The sequence below is a fragment of the Kribbella sp. NPDC023972 genome, assembly GCF_040639075.1.
Taxonomy (GTDB): Bacteria; Actinomycetota; Actinomycetes; order Propionibacteriales; family Kribbellaceae; genus Kribbella.
In genome coordinates, this window is sequence record NZ_JBEZZH010000003.1 from 384,686 (window position 1) to 399,956 (window position 15,271).

Consider the following 15,271-nt stretch of genomic DNA (forward strand, 5'->3'; position numbering starts at 1 on the left):
CCGCCGTGACCCGGCGTCGAACGTCATACAGGAAGGAATACTGGCCATGCATCACGTCAAACGAACCGGGGCGATCGCCCTCGGCTTCGCTCTGACCCTTACGGCGGCAGCCTGCGGCGGGGATGAAGGAACGGGCACGCCATCCGGACAGGACACGGCCGGTGCCAAGGGGGGCACCGTCACCGTCTACCACGTCAGCGACGTGGAGCACCTCGACCCGGCACGGAACTTCGTGACCGACTCCCAGATGATCGGCAAGCTGATCGGCAGGACGCTGACGGACTACCGGTACGACGCCAAGGCGAAGAAGATCATCCTGGAGAAGGACCTCGCCGACAGCTACGAGTCGTCGCCGGACTTCAAGACCTGGACCTTCAAGCTGAAGGACGGGCTCAAGTACGAGGACGGTACGCCGATCGTGGCGGCCGACATCAAGTACAACGCCGAGCGCTCGTTCTCCGCCGACATGGCCGAGGGCGCGCCGTACGCGCACGAGTACCTCGCCTGCCCGGGCTACAAGGGTCCGTACGTTGCCGGCAACAACGGTGGCAAGGGCTGCACCGCGATCGAGGTTCCGGACGAGAAGACGATCATCTTCAAGCTGAACCGCCCGGTCTCCTCCTTCGACGGCACCGCGAGCATGAAGGTCTTCTCGCCGGTCCCGAAGGCCAAGGACACCAAGACGGCGTACGACAACCGTCCGGTCTCCTCAGGTCCGTACAAGATCGAGAGCTACACGCGCAAGAAGCAGCTGGTGCTGATCCGCAACGAGCACTGGGACCAGAAGACGGACCCGCTGCGCAACGCGCTGCCGGACAAGTTCATCTTCAAGTTCGGTGACGCCGAGGCGACGGTCGACCAGCGGCTGATCGCGGACGGCACGGCGGACAAGAGCTCGCTGAGCTTCGCGGGCGTGCAGCCGGAGAACATCGCCAAGACCAACCAGGCGAACGTCAAGGACCGCGTGGTCGAGGGCACCGACATCTGCCGCCGGTACATCGCGTTCAACCAGCAGAAGCCGTTGATGAAGAACCAGAAGCTGCGCGAGGCCCTGTACTACGGTTTGGACCGGAACAGCTACCGCGACGGCCGTGGTGGCGAGCGGCTCGCCAAGGTGGTCGACTCGATCATTCCGCAGGACATGGAGGGCTACCAGGCGGAGGAGCACTTCAAGGCTCCGCCGGAGGGTGACCAGGCGAAGGCCAAGCAGCTGCTGACCGAGGCCGGTTACAAGGGCGAGAAGCTCGTCCTCGGCACCGCCGACTCCGGTCTGGCCGTGAAGGCCGCCGAGGCCGCGCAGGCGTCCTGGAAGGCTATCGGCGTCAACGTCGACATCCAGAAGATCCCGGGCGACAACTACTACTCGACCCAGCAGCAGGACTCGTCCGCGACCGACCTGATCACCGCGGGCTGGTGCTACGACTGGGCGAGCCTGACGACCATCGTTCCGTCGGTGCTCGGACCGGACACCACCGCTCCGAACAAGGCCGCGCAGAACAACTACGCGCGGAGCAACGCCGGCTGGGACAAGATGGCCGAGCTGGCCAAGGAGACCGACAAGCAGAAGGTGGAGAGCGGTCTCGCCGACCTGTACACCGAGATCATGAAGACGGCGCCGCTGGTGCCGACCGTTCAGGACCTCAACGTGTACGTCGTGGGCTCGAACCTCGACAACGTCGTGGCCGACCCGAACACCGGTGGTCTGCCCGACCTGACCCAGATCGGTCTGAAGAAGGCGAACTGACCGGCACCTGAGGTCGACAACTGAACAGTAAGCCGGAGAGGGCGGTGCCTGGAGTGGCCGCCCTCTCGTGCTGTCCGGGGCCAGCCAAGTTGTATGGGTGAACTGTATGGGTTGTACCTGGTGACCCTCCTGACGGAGCGAAAGAATCTCAGCCTCAGCCAGGTGGGGAGGAGCGAGCAATGCCGGTCTACCAGGTCGTCCCAGCGGTACGGCGGGACGACGTCGCCCCGGAGATCGTCTGCGACGTCTACGAGCTGGGTGCGCGGCGGCGTACGCCGGTCGCGGTGAAGGAGCTGACCAGTCGTCAGGTGACGATCGGCCGGATGATGTCCACCGGCGCCAAGGACGCGGCGATCGCCCGCGAGCTGGGGTTGTCGCTGCGGACGATCCGGGCCGAGATCAGCGCCCTGATCGCCGGTCTCGGGGCCAAGTCTCGCTTCCAGGCCGGCTGCCTTCTCGTCCGCCGCTTCGGCTGATCGTCCGCCGGCACACTCCCGGCCAGGCACCACGGATCCGTCACGGCCCGGCAACGCCCGGGCCGCGACCAGGTGCGACGCTGAGTTCTGTCGGTACGGCGACGTAGGCTTTTCCGCATGAGTGAGCTTCCTGATCGCCGGCTGTTGCTGGTGCACGCCCACCCGGACGACGAGACGATCAACAACGGGGTGACGATGGCGCGCTATGTGGCCGAGGGCGCCGGCGTCACACTGATCACCTGCACCCTCGGCGAGGAGGGTGAGGTGCTGGTGCCGGAGCTCGAGCACCTGGCCGCGGACCAGACCGACCAGCTCGGCGAGCACCGGATCGGCGAGCTGGCCGCCGCGATGGCCGAGCTCGGCGTCACCGACTACCGGTTCCTCGGCGCTCCCGGGAAGTACCGCGACACCGGGATGATCTACAACGACGAGGGCAACGCCGACGTCCCGCCGGACACCCGCAAGGACAGCTTCTGGCAGGCCGATCTGCTCGAGGCGGCCAACGACCTGGTCCCGGTGATCCGCGAGACCCGTCCCCAGGTGCTGGTGACGTACGACCAGTACGGGAACTACGGCCATCCCGACCACATCCAGGCGCACCGCGTCGCGACGTACGCGGCCGCGCTGGCTGCCGTCCCGTCGTACCGGGAGGATCTGGGCGAGGCGTGGGACATCCCGAAGATCTACTGGAACGCGATGGCCGAGTCGGGGCTGCGGGACAGCCTGCGGAAGTTGCGCGAGTCGGGGGACACGACGACCTTCGAGGGGATGGACCCGGACGGGCCGCTCGGGCCGTTCGTCACGCCGGACAAGTACATCGACTGCGTGATCGAGGCCGGGCAGTTCGTCGACCAGAAGATGAACGCGATGAAGGCGCACGCGACCCAGATCACCGTCGACGGCCCGTTCTTCGCTCTGTCGAACAACAACGGCAACGAGATCTGGGGCTCGGAGGCCTACCGCCTGGTCAAGGGCACGGCCGCACCGGGCCCGGACGGCCTGGAGGACGACCTGTTCGCCGGCCTCTGACCCGGAGGCTCCGCGGGTAGACCTCGCGATTACGTGACGGGATCCACACGCTCTGTTGAGGCGTCAACCTATGAGCGGGCATAGTCTGCTGGGGTGTCGTCGCCGGAGCCCAGTGGGAGTGTGGCGCCCGCGGAGTTCCGCGCGGCGCTGGGGCGTTTCGCGTCCGGTATCACGATCATGAGCACCCTCCAGGACGGCGTCGCGCACGCCATGACGGCGAATGCGTTCACCTCCGTCTCGCTCGACCCGCCGCTGGTGCTCGTCTGCGTCGACAAGGGCGTCCGGATGCACGGCGCCGTCCTCGAGTGCGGGTACTGGGCGGTGTCGGTGCTCGCCGGGGACCAGCAGCCGATCGCGGACCGGTTCGCCCGGTCCGGACGGGACCTCTACACCCAGTTCGACGGCATCGGTACGACGACCGGCCCGAAGACCGGATGTCCGGTGATTGAACACTCGCTGTCCTGGCTGGAGTGCCGGACCTGGGCGACGTACGACGGCGGCGATCACACGATCGTGGTCGGGGAAGTGCTCAGTCTTGGCGTACCCGAGTCGAGTGATCACGCAGCGTTGATCTACTACACGGGCGGTTACCGGGAACTGCCGGACGTGTGAGCGTGGAAGGGCAGTCCGGGGCAGGCCCAACGGTCGGACAGGCCCGCCCCTTCCCGTAGGATGTGCCCTTGTGCCCCGTGCGGGCGCGGCCCGAACACTCGAGCAGGAGGACGCTGTCCGGTGGGGAGAAAGCAGCTCGCGGGGATCATCGCCGCGGCGGGGCTTGGTGTGCTCGTGGTGGGGTACGGGGCGGCCTTCGCGTTCGCCGGTGACAAGATCCCGGCCGACACCACCGTGCTCGGCATCCCGGTCGGCGGGCTGTCCGAGGCGGACGCCAAGACCAAGCTCGAGGCCGGCCTGAAGGACCGCCTGGCCCAGCCGATCACGCTCAAGTCGGGCGAGTCGTCGTACCGGGTGGATCCGGGCGAGGCCGGGCTCAGCCTGGACGTGGCCGCCACCGTCGACGCGGCCGGCGCCGGCCGCAGCCTGGCTCCGGGTCACATCTGGCAGGCCCTGACCGGCGGCGAGGCCGTTGAGCCGGTGATCACGAAGGACGACGCGAAGCTGCAGGCGGCCGTCGCCAAGCTCGCGAAGCAGGTGAACCGGCCCGCCACCGACGGCACCATCACCTTCAAGGACACCGAACCGGTCCAGCACGCTCCCGCCGACGGACTGCAGCTGGACAACGCGAAGGCGGCCGGCACTCTGCTCGCCGCCTACCCCGCCGACAGCACCCCGGCCGAGCTTGCGGTCAGCGTGACCAAGCCGCACGCCGACAAGGAAGCGATGGCGAAGGCGATGGCGGAGTTCGCCGAGCCGGCCATGTCCGGCCCGATCCGGCTCACCGTCGGGTCGAAGTCGGTCGAGCTGCAGCCGCGTGAGCTCGCGCCGGCGCTGGCGGTGACCGTCAAGGACGGCGCCATCACTCCGTCGCTGAACGCGAAGCTGCTCGAGCCGCTGTTCCAGGAGCGGTTCAAGGCGCTGGAGACGCTGCCGAAGGACGCGACGGTGCAGATCGTCGGTGCCGGCCCGAAGGTGATCCCGGCCGTCGACGGCATGGTGGTGGACCGGGCCAAGGTGGGCCCGGCGATCCTGTCGGTGCTACCCAAGCCGGTCGGCGAGCGGCGGGCCCAGGTCGGGCTCGCGCCCACGAAGGCCAAGGTGACCACCGAGGCGGTCCAGGCGCTCGGGATCAAGGAGAAGATGGGTGACTTCACCACCTTCTTCCCGCACGCGCCGTACCGCAATGTCAACATCGGGACGGCGGCCCGCAAGATCAACGGCACGCTGCTGAAGCCGGGTGAGACGTTCAGCCTGAACAAGATCGTCGGCGAGCGGACCAAGGAGAACGGGTTCACCGAGGGCAACATCATCAACGGCGGCAAGTTCGTCCTGGACCTCGGCGGCGGTGTGTCGCAGTCGGCCACCACGACCTTCAACGCCGCGTTCTTCGCCGGGCTGAAGGACGTCGAGCACAAGGCGCACAGCGTCTACATCCCCAGGTATCCAGTCGGCCGGGAGGCGACTGTCGCCTGGCCGTCGGTGGATCTGAAGTTCCTGAACGACTCCGGGCACGGGATCCTGGTGCAGACGATCTTCAGGGCGTCTACGCCGGGCAACCAGGGCAGCATCCGAGTGATCATCTGGGGCACAAAGGTGTGGGACATCACGGCCGGGCAGTCCGGGCGGTCCAATCCCCGTGCTCCGAAGACCGTGTACAGCACCGAGGCGAATTGCCGGCCGCAGGCCCCGACCGCCGGTTTCGACATCACGATCTACCGGTACTTCTCGAAGAACGGCGTCCGGGTGAAGACCGAGTCGTTCACGACGAAGTACAACGCGGCCGACGACATCCGCTGCGGCCCCAAACCCGGCACGACGCCGCCGCCCGCCTCCACCCCACCGGGCCTGAGCAAGCCGACCACGACCACCCGCCCGCCGGGCTGATACCACGCGGCCGCTGTGGATGGCCTAGTTCTGCAGTTTGGTGAGCTCGGCGGCGACCTGGTTGAAGAGGTCCTCGCCGATCGCGGCGCCCTCGCGGCGTACCTGGGCCGGGTCGATCCGTAGCACCCGGTCCAGCCGGACCTCGCTGCGGCGGCCGTCCCGGTCCCAGGTGCCGCGGCCGATGTCCAGCCAGACGCGGCCCCAGCGAGCCTCGTCGGCGGCGTCGCGGTCGTGGTCCTTGCTGGTCAGGATCAGCGCCAGCAGCCACGGCCCGTCCGACCCGACCACCAGCACCGGCCGGTCCTTGCCCCGGTCGTGGTCCTCCTCGAACGGCACCCAGGTCCAGACGATCTCGCCAGGATCCGCCACTCCGTCGTCCGGATGCGGCGTGTACTCCACGTGCACCGTTCCCTCGAAGTCCCCCGCGTACTCCGGCCGCTCGGCCACGTGATCCGCCATGCCACCCGAGACTAGCGGCTAGGGTCGGCGTCTCGTCAGATAGCGGTAGCGGTACGCGGGCGCGTAGCCCAGGTTGCGGTACGTGGTGACGGCGGGGGTGTTCTCCTCGAGGACCTCGAGGTACGTGCGACGGCCCCCCAGAGGGCCTGACCAGCGCGCCAAGGCCTGCAGGAGGGCCGTGCCGAGGCCACGGCGGCGGTACGACGGGTCGACCCGGACGGCGTCCACTCCGAGCCAGTGCCCGGTCATCGAGCCGCGTCCGACGGCGACCGCCTTGCCGTCCAGGGTGATCGAGGCGAAGACCGCCTTCGGGGCGCCCTCCAGCACGGTCGGGGCGGGCTCGGGCACCGGCCCGTCGAAAGCGGCCGCGTACCAGGCCCGGTCGGGCCGCTCCGCGACCAGTACGTCGTACGCCGGGGAACCGTTCACGTGGTCCAGCGTGGCGTGCATGACGAGTACGTCGGATTGGCCGGGGCGGGCGTCGATCCACCCACAGGCACGCAGCTCGGCCTCCTCGGGACTGCCCAGCCGGACGAGTGCGAGTGGCGGCAGGCCCCGCTCGTCGTAGAAGGCCTCAGCGTGCTTCAGGGCCTCGGGCACGGGCATCCCGGGGTTTCCCGCCGGCAGCAGCGAGTTGGCCCGGCCGGTCCAGCCCGCCGATGCCCGCAGCAACCACTCGCCGACGTACGCCGTCTCCACCGCGGGCCGGCCGAGTGCGGTGGTCAGGAACAGTTGCTCCACGTCCACCGGCCGCAGCGGCATCTCGGGGATCGTTTTGGCCGCGGTGACCTGGTCTGCCCTGATCTCGTGCAGACTGCTGTCCGCGTGCCGAACGACCAGGCCCTCGGGGGTCCAGGACTGCAGTACGCCGATGACGTCGGTGAGCCCGTCGGGGATCCGGTGCCGGACGACGACACGGTGGCCGATATCACGGTCCCCAAGACCTGACACGATGCGGACTCCTGGCAGAGTGGGCGAAGTACTACCGTGATACTAGATACCTGCATCACAGCATCGCAGCACCCCAAGACCAGCGCTGCGCTTGCCTGCCATAGGAGGAGTAGCAGTGACCTACGTCATCGCGCAGCCGTGTGTTGACCTGAAGGACCTCGCCTGTGTCGAGGAATGCCCCGTCGACTGCATCTACGAGGGCAACCGGATGCTGTACATCCACCCTGATGAGTGCGTCGACTGTGGCGCGTGCGAGCCGGTCTGCCCGGTGGAGGCCATCTACTACGAGGACGACACTCCGGAGCAGTGGAAGGACTACTACACCGCGAACGTCGACTTCTTCAACGACCTGGGCTCCCCGGGCGGCGCGTCCAAACTCGGCAAGATCGACAAGGACCACCCCTTCATCGCGGCCCTGCCCCCGCAGGAACACGACGAGTAAGCCTGAAAGGCGGGGGACCGCGGCGACATCGCGGCTCTCCCGCAGCAGGAGCACGGCGAGTGACTTCCTGATTACTGATCGAGGCGGGCACACCAATGGTGTCCCGCCTCGCGTCAGGATCCGGCCCTACTGCTCCTGGACGTCGACGTGGACGTGGTCGAGGTGGCGGAGGATGGTGGGGTCGCCGGAGCGGGCGGGTGGGGTGTAGTCGCGCCAGCCGCTGTCGGAGCGGCGGCCGGCGGTCCAGATCTTGTCGCTGAAGATGACCGTGCGGATGTTCAGCAGCTCCGCCCGGGCGACCAGGTACTGCGCCATCGCCCAGCCCTTGGTCGTGTTGGCCGCCGAGATCGGCCGTACGAAGACGTCCACGGCCCGGCCCTCGTAGTGCGCCGAGCCCTCCATGTGCCCGGAGCGGACCCCGCCCGGCTGGTACCCACCGGTCGACAGCGTCCCGAACGTCTCCAGCAGATCCCGCCGTACGGCGTCCGCGCGCGGCGTCAGCCCGTTGCGGCCCATTGTCTGCACGTCCACCGACTCCGGGTCGACGGTGCAGCTGAACACGCCCTTCGACTGCCCGGTCAGGGCCGACGCCAGGATGCGCGCGTCGGCCTCGTGGTCCGCGTAGGCGTTCGGGAACGCGCTCCGCTGGACCCGGTCGGCCGCCACCGTCACCGCGAGCGTCTGGTAGTTCCTGATCTTCACCAGCGCGTCGTAGAACTTCCCGGCCGCGTAGTGCGGGTCCCGCACCTGCGCCGCCGTACCCCAGCCCTGCGAAGGCCGCTGCTGGAACAACCCGAGCGAGTCCCGGTCCCCGTGCGCCAGGTTCCGCAGGCCTGACTCCTGGTACGCCGTGGCCAACGCGATCGTCGCCGCCCGCGCCGGCAGACCCCGCCGTACAGCGACTCCCGCGATGATCGCGGCCGACTCGGCCTGTTCCAGATCCAGTACGACGGTCGCGCCGTTGACCGTGGCCGCGCACTGCTCCTTGGGCGGCAGCAGCGACGGGAGGTCCTGGTCGCCGACCCACCAGATCGCGGCGCCGACGGCAAGGGCGAGCGCACCTATGGCACCCAAGGCCACGACGGCGCCCCGCTTCATCGGCATACCGCTCCCAACGTTCGGGGGCGGGGCCTGGGTTCCTGTCTGTGGGTCACGAAGTGGTTGACGCGCTCACCGTGCCCCAGGTTCACGCGTTGGCGTGAAGTGCTTCGTTGAGCGCGATGCCCTCACCCTTGCGGGGACGGGCCTCGACCGCGCCGGTGACCGAGTTGCGAAGGTAGAGCAGACCCGGCTGGCCGGACAGGTCGCGCGCCTTGACCACGCTGCCGTCCGGGAGGGTGACCTTGGTGCCCGCGGTCACGTACAGGCCGGCCTCGACCACGCAGTCGTCACCGAGCGAGATCCCGGTGCCGCCGTTCGCGCCGAGCAGGCAGCGCTTGCCGATCGACACGATCTGCTTGCCGCCGCCGGACAGCGTGCCCATGATCGACGCACCGGCGCCGATGTCGCTGCCGTCGTCGACCACGACTCCGGCCACGATCCGGCCTTCGACCATCGACGTACCGAGGGTGCCGGCGTTGAAGTTCACGAAGCCCTCGTGCATCACCGTCGTCCCGGCGGCCAGGTGCGCACCCAGCCGGACCCGGTCGGCATCGGCGATCCGGACCCCGCTCGGTACGACGTAGTCCGTCATCCGCGGGAACTTGTCGACGCTCGTCACGGTCAGGTGCTGGCCGGCCGCGCGCGCCCGCAGCCGGACCTGCTCGATCTCGTCGACCGGAACCGGGCCGAGCGACGTCCAGGCGTTGTTCGGCAGGGCGGCGAAGATGCCGTCCAGGTTGACGCCGTGCGGGCGGACGAGCCGGTGCGACAGCAGGTGCAGCCGCAGGTACGCGTCCGCGGTGCTGCCGTCCGGGGCCTGGTCCAGGGCGATCTCGGCCGCGACGACCTCACGCCGTACCTGCCGCAACTCGTCGTTGCCCTCGGCGGCGATCAGCTCGGCGGGCGCCTTCGCGTCGGCCGGCTTGGTGCCGAGCTCGGGGGCCGGGTACCAGACGTCGAGGACGGTCCCGGCGGCGGTGACGGTGGCGAGGCCGAAGCCCCAGGCATGCGTGGTGGCGTTCACGGTCATACCCCAAAGCCTGCCAGACCGGGCCACCTCCGCTTGAATGGGACCGGCATCCGGGAGACGCCGCCGCCCGGCACGAACCGACGGAGGATTTCGATGACTGTGACCTTCGACACCGATATCGGTTCCGATGTCGACGACGTCCTCGCGCTGGCCACGATCTTCGGCTCGCCCGAGCTCGACCTCGCCGGTGTCACCACCGTGTACGGCGACACGTGCTCAGGGCGAGGATGGTCGCGCGGGTGACCTCGGTCGCCGGCCGGTCGGCCGGGCCGATCGTTGCCGGCCGCTCCGAAACCCGCTCCGGTCGCGAGGTCTGGTGGGCCGGACACGAAGGCGTCCTGTTGCCGGAGCTGGACCGCGAGCAGGTGACCGCCGGGGTGGACCCGATCCAGCTGCTCGCCGGCTCCACGACGGTGATCGCGGTCGGCCCGCTGACCAACCTCGCCGAAGCCGTCGAATTGCCGGGCCACGCCATCGAGCAGTGCTTCGTCATGGGTGGCGACTTCTCCCTGGCCAAGGACGAGCACAACATCAAGTCCGATGTCGACGCGGCCGTGGCAGTCTTCGCCAGTGAGGTCCCCGCCACCGTGATCGGGCTCGACCAGACGACCCGGATCCGGCTCGGCGGTGAGGTGGTCGCGACGATCGAAAGCGCCGGACCGCTGGGCCGGTTGCTCGCCGGGGAGATGCGGCAGTTCTGGAAGTTCATGGCGACGGACTCGAACGTCCCGCACGACCCGGCCGCCGTACTGATGCTCACCGACCCGGAGCTGTTCACGTTCGCCACCGGCCGGATCGAGGTGGACGGCGACGGCTTCACCCGATTCACGCCCGGAGCCGGCCCGCACCGCATCGTCACCGATCTCGACACCGAGCAGGTCCCGCGGCGCATCGTGGACCGGATCCTGGCCGCGTGCGGGGCACGCTAAATCCAGGGCGTCGGTCCGGCCGCATGTGATTGACTCGTCGGATGCTTCCGACCTGGCTTGAGACCGTGTCCGATCCAGTGCTGGCGGCGACGGAGGCGTCATCGCTCGAGGCGCTGCACGGAGAGCTGCTCCGGCAGTGGGGCTCGTCGGAGGTCTGGCGGCTCTCCTATGGCCTGCGCAGCGTGATCGTGAAGCGAGGGACCGATGGTCAGTACGGCGAGGGAGACGTCTACGAACGCCTCGTGATTCCGCTGGAGTTGCCGGCTCCCCGGCTGATCCACGCGGCGGACGGCGTACTCGTGCTGGCGGATGCCGGGCGAGCGACGCTGGAGCAGGAGCCGTCGGCCGACGGTTTCCTGGCGGCCGCCGAGCTGGTGGCGACCATCCGTGGACGAACGGTCCGGGGGAGCAGCGACTTCCCGCCGGAGCGGGTGAAGGAGATGGCGGACCGGATAGGCCGGATCGGATTCGACCTCGCGCCGCTCACCGATGCGCTGGCCAGGCTGCACCGGGAGGCGCCCGTCGCGGTGGTCCATGGTGATTTCGTACCGAAGAACCTGGTCACCGACGGGTCCCGCTGGACCGCGATCGACTGGCCGGGTGCCTACCTGGCGCCGCACCTCAGCGACCTCTACACCTTGCTGCGCGATGCCGTTGCTCTCGGCCACGACCGCGAAGCGATCGTTGCCCGCTACGTCGATGCCACCGGCACCGATCGGGCCCTGGTGGATCGTCAGCTGCTGGTGGGTGGCGGCTGCTTCTACCTGGTGGCGTTGAAGTTCATCGCCGAGGAGGGCCTGCGGACCATCCCGGAATCCAAGAACTGGATCGACGGTCTGCTCGCCGAGCTCGAAGACGTGGTCGGCCAGCTGTCATGAAGCTGCTCGTCCTCGGCGGCACCAAGAACCTCGGCCGTCACGTGGTCGAGGCCGCGCTCCTGGCTGGCCACGACGTCACGCTGTTCAATCGCGGGCAGACGAATCCAGGCTTGTTCCCGTCGGTACGCCGGCTGACCGGCTCGCGCTCCCAGCCGGACGCACTGGCGACGGGGGAGTGGGATGGCGCAATCGACATGTCCGGCTTCCTGGTGCAGGACGTACGCCGGAGTGCCGAGCTGCTCGTGGATCGCGTCGGGCACTACACCTTCATGTCGTCGATCGCCGTCTACGCGAGCAAGACGACGCCGGACCTGGACGAGGACGCCGCGCTGCTGCCCTGGCCGGAGGGCACCCCGGAAGACGTCTTCACCATGGACCTCTACGGCCCGTCCAAGGCCCGCTGCGAATCGTTGCTCAAGGCCCACTTCGGCGACCGCACGTCGTCCGTCCGCTCCGGCTTCGTGGTCGGCCCCTACAACCCCGACTTCGGCAACTGGGGCGAAGCCCTGGCCCACGGCAAGCCTCTCGAGTGCGCTGCCCGCCCCGACCAACCCATCCAGTACATCCACGCCGGCGACCTGGCCGCGTTCCTCCTGCACCTCACGGCCAACCGCATCCCCGGCCCCTTCAACGCGGTCGGCCCATCCACCACCATGTCCACCCTGGCCGACGCTTGGCGCACCGCCGTACCCAACCCACCCCCGATCAACTGGTCCCCACCCGAGGACCGCTTCCACCTCCCGACCGACGGCACCAACGACGGCACCTTCCAACTCACCAACAACCGGGCCGTCGCCGCGGGCCTGAAGCTTCGCCCTGACCAAGAGATCGCCCACGACTACGTGACCTGGATCAAGGCTGGCAACATCCCACCTCCACCCCCGCATTGAGAGACCATCGCCTTCCGCTGCTCGAAGTCGCTGCTCAGGGCTTGTACGTCGTTGAGCCCTGAGCACGACAGCGAGGTCCGCGCGCCGCCGGAGGCGGGGTCCTTTGCAGCTTCCCCCAGTTAGATCTTGCCGTGTTTGGGGGCTGAGGTGGCTCGGATGTGGAGTTCGGTGCGGAGGGTGACGGTGGAGGGTGGGCGGCCGGGGGAGGCGATGCGGTCTTTCAGCAGCAGGCCGGCCGTGCGGCCCAGGTCGTAGGTGGGCTGGGCGACGGTGGTGAGGCTGGGGACGACGAGGTCGGCCCAGGGGATGTCGTCGAAGCCGACGACGGCGATGTCGGCGGGGGCGCGGACGCCCCTCTTGGCCAGGCATTCCAGCGCGCCGACGGTCATCAGGTTGTTGGTGACGAACAGGGCCTCGGGTGGTTCGGGGAGTTCGAGCAGGCTCTCCATCGCGGCGTACCCGCCGGCCTCGCGGAAGTCGGCGTGGCGGACCAGGTCCTTGTGGTAGCGGAGGCCGCCGGACCGCAGCGCCGCCCGGTAGCCGGCCAGCCGGTCCATCGCCGTACTGACCTTCCGCGGTCCGGTGATACACGCGATCCGCTGGTACCCGCTGTCGATCAGGTGTCTGACGGCTTCGGTCGCGCCGTGCTCGTTGTCGACCAGCACAGTGTCGGCCTCGACGCCGTCGACGCGGCGGTCGATCAGCACCATCGGGATCTTCGCGTCCGCGAGCTGCTGTACGCCGTCCGCCGTACTGGTCGGGGAGATGACCACGCCGGCCATCTGCTCGGTCAGCACCGCGGTCGCGTACGCCGCTTCCTTGGCCGGGTCCTCGTCGGAGTTGCAGAGGACGACGTGGTAGCCCTCGGTCTGGGCGACATCCTCGAGACCGCGGACCAGCGAGGTGAAGAACGGGTTCTCGATGTCGGAGATGACAACGGCCCACAGGTTCGTTCTTGATTTGCGAAGGTTTCTGGCCACGCCGTTCGGCCGGTAGCCGAGCTCGGCCACCGCGGCGCGCACCTTCTCCGACAGCTCCGGATCCACGGTACGCCGGCCGCTCAGCACTCGCGAAACGGTGGCCGGAGACACCCCGGATCTCCGCGCGACGTCGTAGATCGTCGTCATGCCTGCCCCCGCTGGAGTCCGGTTGATCGTCTGGATCGCACTCTAACTCCTGTCCGGGGAAAGATCTCACGACGTCAGCGGGCCATCAGCGAGATCACCGGATTGCCCGGGAACTTGTCCGAGGCAACGATCTCGAAGGGTGGTGACCAGGTCGGGTCGATGAGGAGCGGTGCCGGCTTCAGCGCCCCCCAACGTCGACACCTGGATCCAGGTAGGCGACTTCACTGTGAGCTATGGCCAGGGGAGGAGCTCCGGGGTCGGGCCGGTTACCGGTCCCGGGGTGACTCGTCCGGCGTACCAGGCGGTCAGGTCGGTCAGCTTGCCGGTGACTACGACGTCGTCGCCGGTGCCGTTCTCCCACGTCGTGCCATCGTCTGCCTGAAGGATCAGGTGGATGCCTTCGGGGGTGCGGGGGCGGAGGAAGTCCAGGAGGTGGAGGCAGAACTCCCGGGACCAGCTGTCTGCGGTCGGCTCCAGAGCCAGGTCGACGGTGTGTACGGCGAGTTCGCGCCAGGTGGCGTAGATACCGGCGGCCAGGTTGCTGTTGCGGTGGAGGATCGGGCGGTCCCAGTCGCCGGGGCCGACCTTGTCCCAGGCGGTGGTGAGGGCGGTCGTCGCCTCGCGGAGGTGGTCGACGAGCTCGGCGGCGGGGCGGCCCGCACCGGCTTCGATCGCGGCGTCGCGGGCTGGACGGCCGCCGTCGTACACCTCGATCACCCGGCCTTGGAGCGCCTCCTCGACCTGACGCGTCATCGCCTCGGAGAAGTTCGCGATGTGCGTGATGACATGGCCGCGGGACCAGCCGGGCAAGCCCGACGGAGCACGGACGACCGCCTCGTCCGCCGTCGCCACCGTGTCGTTGACGCGTTGAGCAGCTGCCTTCACCTCGGGCCGGATGTCGCGCATGACCGTCACCCTAACCAAGCAAGTGTTTGTCGGTCGCGCCGATTAGGGTTGGTGCCATGAATCCGGCCCGGTTCAAAGACTTGTGCGTGGACGTGGCGAGCCCGAGTGAGATGGTCGCGTTCTGGGGGCGGGTGCTCGGGTTGACCGCGCCGGCCGACAACCCGAACGTGCTGGTCGGCGACGTCCCGGAGAAGACCATCTGGATGTGCCAGGTCCCCGAGACGAAGACGGTGAAGAACCGGGTCCACCTGGACGTCCACACCGGCGCGATCGACGAGCTGCTGCGTGAGGGTGCCACGATCCAGTCGCCTGCAACGGACGAGCAGCACTGGACCGTGTTGGAGGACCCGGAGGGCGGTGAGTTCTGCGGATTCGTCCGCGACGCCGTCCCGGCGTACCGGCTGATGGAGCTGGTGGTGGACTCGACCGACGCGGAAGCGCAGGCGCGCTGGTGGGCCGGGGTGGTCGGCGGCGACGTCGCGAGTACGCCGGACAAGCCGTGGTACTGGCTGGAGAACGTGCCGGGCCTGCCGTTCCCGTACTGGGTGTTCGTCCCGGTGCCGGAGCCGAAGACGGTGAAGAACAGAGTCCACTGGGATGTCACCGCGCCCGCCCTGCAGCCGGTGCTGGACGCCGGTGCGACACTGCTGCGGCCCAAGGACGACGAGATCGGCTGGCACGTCTGCGCCGATCCCGAGGGCAACGAGTTCTGCGTGTTCCTACAGTGATGGATGTGCCACCGGCACGGCGTGGTCATGGGGCTTTGGCTCCTGACCTTCCCTCGTCGCTCCAGTCGCTTCGCTCTCTACG

At 68.7% G+C, this 15,271-nt stretch carries 17 protein-coding genes; 11 read left to right on the top strand and 6 right to left on the bottom strand.

Translation table 11 applies throughout. The features are described from left to right. Positions 1 to 46 precede the first annotated feature (46 nt). The 5 genes from AB0F43_RS14970 (at position 47) to AB0F43_RS14990 (ending at position 5,748) form a co-directional block, all read left to right on the top strand. The gene (locus AB0F43_RS14970) at positions 47 to 1,744 is read left to right on the top strand and encodes an ABC transporter substrate-binding protein (protein WP_360475650.1); all 1,698 of its coding nucleotides are present in this window, start codon (positions 47 to 49) and stop codon (positions 1,742 to 1,744) included. Between the two features lie 179 nt (positions 1,745 to 1,923). Continuing rightward, positions 1,924 to 2,220 (top strand): LuxR C-terminal-related transcriptional regulator, encoded by a 297-nt coding sequence (locus AB0F43_RS14975; RefSeq protein WP_360475653.1) that lies wholly within the window; start codon positions 1,924 to 1,926, stop codon positions 2,218 to 2,220. A gap of 117 nt (positions 2,221 to 2,337) precedes the next feature. Beyond that, positions 2,338 to 3,249, top strand: a complete 912-nt coding sequence (gene mshB / locus AB0F43_RS14980; RefSeq protein ID WP_360475656.1) for an N-acetyl-1-D-myo-inositol-2-amino-2-deoxy-alpha-D-glucopyranoside deacetylase — start codon at positions 2,338 to 2,340, stop codon at positions 3,247 to 3,249. 93 nt (positions 3,250 to 3,342) lie between these two features. Beyond that, complete coding sequence (locus AB0F43_RS14985; RefSeq protein WP_360475659.1) at positions 3,343 to 3,861, top strand: flavin reductase family protein; 519 nt, start codon at positions 3,343 to 3,345, stop codon at positions 3,859 to 3,861. A gap of 120 nt (positions 3,862 to 3,981) precedes the next feature. Continuing rightward, complete coding sequence (locus AB0F43_RS14990; protein ID WP_360475662.1) at positions 3,982 to 5,748, top strand: VanW family protein; 1,767 nt, start codon at positions 3,982 to 3,984, stop codon at positions 5,746 to 5,748. Between the two features lie 24 nt (positions 5,749 to 5,772). On the opposite strand, the gene AB0F43_RS14995 is transcribed toward AB0F43_RS14990, so the two are convergent. Both AB0F43_RS14995 and AB0F43_RS15000 read right to left on the bottom strand, forming a co-directional pair. Then, positions 5,773 to 6,207 (bottom strand): type II toxin-antitoxin system PemK/MazF family toxin, encoded by a 435-nt coding sequence (locus tag AB0F43_RS14995; RefSeq protein WP_360475665.1) that lies wholly within the window; start codon positions 6,205 to 6,207, stop codon positions 5,773 to 5,775. Between the two features lie 18 nt (positions 6,208 to 6,225). Beyond that, complete coding sequence (locus AB0F43_RS15000; RefSeq protein WP_360475668.1) at positions 6,226 to 7,158, bottom strand: GNAT family N-acetyltransferase; 933 nt, start codon at positions 7,156 to 7,158, stop codon at positions 6,226 to 6,228. A 115-nt stretch (positions 7,159 to 7,273) separates the two neighbouring features. On the opposite strand from AB0F43_RS15000, the gene fdxA reads away from it, so the two are divergent. After that, positions 7,274 to 7,600, top strand: coding sequence for a ferredoxin (gene fdxA / locus AB0F43_RS15005; RefSeq protein WP_012923087.1), 327 nt, complete (start codon positions 7,274 to 7,276; stop codon positions 7,598 to 7,600). 126 nt (positions 7,601 to 7,726) lie between these two features. On the opposite strand, the gene AB0F43_RS15010 is transcribed toward fdxA, so the two are convergent. Beyond that, entirely contained in the window at positions 7,727 to 8,704 is a 978-nt protein-coding gene (locus AB0F43_RS15010; RefSeq protein ID WP_360475671.1) for a hypothetical protein, read from the bottom strand. Positions 8,705 to 8,786: 82 nt separating this feature from the next. Further along, positions 8,787 to 9,731 (bottom strand): 2,3,4,5-tetrahydropyridine-2,6-dicarboxylate N-succinyltransferase, encoded by a 945-nt coding sequence (gene dapD, locus AB0F43_RS15015; RefSeq protein ID WP_360475674.1) that lies wholly within the window; start codon positions 9,729 to 9,731, stop codon positions 8,787 to 8,789. A gap of 93 nt (positions 9,732 to 9,824) precedes the next feature. Between dapD and AB0F43_RS15020 the strand changes: the two genes are divergently transcribed. Genes AB0F43_RS15020 through AB0F43_RS15035 form a run of 4 tightly spaced genes read left to right on the top strand, consistent with a single transcriptional unit; the run spans position 9,825 to position 12,428 of the window. Beyond that, a complete protein-coding gene (locus AB0F43_RS15020; RefSeq protein WP_360475677.1) occupies positions 9,825 to 9,974 on the top strand; it encodes a hypothetical protein in 150 nt (49 codons plus the stop codon). Continuing rightward, the gene (locus tag AB0F43_RS15025) at positions 9,971 to 10,660 is read left to right on the top strand and encodes a nucleoside hydrolase (protein ID WP_360475680.1); all 690 of its coding nucleotides are present in this window, start codon (positions 9,971 to 9,973) and stop codon (positions 10,658 to 10,660) included. The genes AB0F43_RS15020 and AB0F43_RS15025 overlap by 4 nt, the downstream gene beginning before the upstream one ends. Positions 10,661 to 10,701: 41 nt before the next feature. Beyond that, positions 10,702 to 11,538, top strand: coding sequence for a phosphotransferase (locus tag AB0F43_RS15030; protein ID WP_360475683.1), 837 nt, complete (start codon positions 10,702 to 10,704; stop codon positions 11,536 to 11,538). Beyond that, the gene (locus tag AB0F43_RS15035; RefSeq protein WP_360475686.1) at positions 11,535 to 12,428 is read left to right on the top strand and encodes an NAD-dependent dehydratase; all 894 of its coding nucleotides are present in this window, start codon (positions 11,535 to 11,537) and stop codon (positions 12,426 to 12,428) included. The genes AB0F43_RS15030 and AB0F43_RS15035 overlap by 4 nt, the downstream gene beginning before the upstream one ends. A gap of 119 nt (positions 12,429 to 12,547) precedes the next feature. Here AB0F43_RS15035 and AB0F43_RS15040 read toward each other — a convergent pair whose 3' ends face one another. Together AB0F43_RS15040 and AB0F43_RS15045 are read right to left on the bottom strand one after the other, a co-directional pair. After that, on the bottom strand, positions 12,548 to 13,555 hold the full coding sequence (locus AB0F43_RS15040; protein ID WP_360475689.1) for a LacI family DNA-binding transcriptional regulator: 1,008 nt from the start codon (positions 13,553 to 13,555) through the stop codon (positions 12,548 to 12,550). Positions 13,556 to 13,786: 231 nt separating this feature from the next. Next, complete coding sequence (locus tag AB0F43_RS15045) at positions 13,787 to 14,461, bottom strand: maleylpyruvate isomerase family mycothiol-dependent enzyme (protein WP_360475692.1); 675 nt, start codon at positions 14,459 to 14,461, stop codon at positions 13,787 to 13,789. Between the two features lie 56 nt (positions 14,462 to 14,517). On the opposite strand from AB0F43_RS15045, the gene AB0F43_RS15050 reads away from it, so the two are divergent. Beyond that, on the top strand, positions 14,518 to 15,189 hold the full coding sequence (locus AB0F43_RS15050; RefSeq protein WP_360475695.1) for a VOC family protein: 672 nt from the start codon (positions 14,518 to 14,520) through the stop codon (positions 15,187 to 15,189). The last annotated feature ends 82 nt before the right edge of the window (positions 15,190 to 15,271 follow it).